The following is a 1,671-nucleotide window of genomic DNA, read 5'->3' on the forward strand; positions in this document are numbered from 1 at the left end:
AAGCTCACGAAGGATCGCGACGAGCTGCTGGCCTTTTATGACTTCCCCGCTGAACACTGGCAGCACTTGCGAACAACGGATGAAATCGACAAGCCCGGTAGCCGATATTTTTTTACTCGCCGGGCCTGCGTGGGTGGACGCCGTCATTGAGAGCGGGAGTTTTTGGGACCGGCCTGTTTCCAGCGCGAAAACAACCGCTGATAAGTTCGCTCTGCCTGCTCGGCCACTGCGCGTTCCTGGTCCCGTACGCTCTTTAGGTTATAAGCGGCGGCTGATCCCTTGCGACCTCCGCGCTGTGAAGACAGTCCGGCCTGCAGTTCGAGCGAGCGCAGCTTGTGAGCCGTGAGCGCAGGACGGTCCCACGCAAACGCCTCATCACGCGTGAGCACGTACCAGACAGTAATCGCAATTTTGCGCGCGGTAGCGACAGCGGCAATCTGCTGTCCGCGTCGATCCTTTATGCGCAGGAAGAAGGCGCGCAATGGCCCGGCCGATTGCGCCGCCGCCCACGCCGCTTCGACTAGCATGGCACGCGCATAAGAGCGGCCCCGCTTGCTGATATGCCCGTGCCTAGCCGGCTGCGATCCGGACTGGTAGACACAGGGATTGAGACCGAAATAGCTGACAAGTTTCCCTGGCGTACGGAACCGCCCGATATCCCCAATGGCAGACAGCAGGCCGATAGCCACCGTCGTGTTTATACCGGCGATCGTAAGCATCTTGCGTAGTCGCCCGTCCTGCATGACCGATTGTGCCAGCACGCGCTCGATTTCGCGGAGGTCCTCACCAAGCCTATCGAGTTCGCGTAGCCGTTGCTCGACGCCCATCCGCTCGTCGGTGGGCAGAGGCTGGGTACTCAACCACGCCCGCCCTTTCTTGCCGAACAGGTCCGTTGCCGGGCACCTTTCGATCAAGTGTGCGGCGAGTACCGCATGGATTTCATTCTTCAGGCGCGTTCGCTGGCGCACGATCTGCGCGCGGCGCGAGACCTGCCGACGCATGGCCTGCGTTGCTTCATCTGGAATCCATACTTCCGGCAGGAAGCCGCTGGCATACAATTGGGCCAAGATGGCTGCATCGATCTTGTCCGTCTTGACCCGCGCTTCGGCGATCAGCCGTACTTGCAGGGGATTGGCGACAATCACCCGCCCGACATGCGCCTGCAGTACGCTGACAATAGCGGCAGTGTTACCAGTGGCCTCCAGCACTACATGATCATCCGGCCGGAGTTGAGAGGCAAATTGCTTAAGCTCGTCGCGTCTTAATCCAACGCGACCGCCGGATTTCAGTGTTCGATTCTCGAGATACGCGACTTCGGCCACCGATCTCGATACATCCAGACCAATGATTCGCATAACCGTCTCCCATGAAACGTTACCTTGGGAGCCGGTGGGACAGCACGACAACTACGGATTCGCGCTCGCAGCGCAACCGGGCGGGTCGCAGGGGCGGCCAACTACTAACACGAGCTCGCGGCTCATCGTACGATCAACGGCCTGCCCACCCGAAGTGCTCCCCGGTGCCCCTGTCCCGGATGGTCGCACCATACGCCAAAATTGCGGCAGGGATGGATGAGGCACCAAGCCCTATCATGCCGGCTACCAATCCGATTGAGTCAACCTTTGCCACCGTTCGGCATCGAACAACCCGCACGCGCAATTGCGTATCGCG

The 1,671-nt window shown here is 60.3% G+C and carries 1 protein-coding gene; it reads right to left on the bottom strand.

All coding sequences use genetic code 11. The annotated features are described in order from the left end of the window. Positions 1–143: 143 nt before the first annotated feature. The gene (locus tag AB6804_RS31760) at positions 144–1,340 is read right to left on the bottom strand and encodes an IS110 family transposase (protein ID WP_370889820.1); all 1,197 of its coding nucleotides are present in this window, start codon (positions 1,338–1,340) and stop codon (positions 144–146) included. Between the last annotated feature and the right edge of the window lie 331 nt (positions 1,341–1,671).

The organism is Caballeronia sp. RCC_10 (genome assembly GCF_041360715.1).
Lineage (GTDB): Bacteria > Pseudomonadota > Gammaproteobacteria > Burkholderiales > Burkholderiaceae > Caballeronia > Caballeronia grimmiae.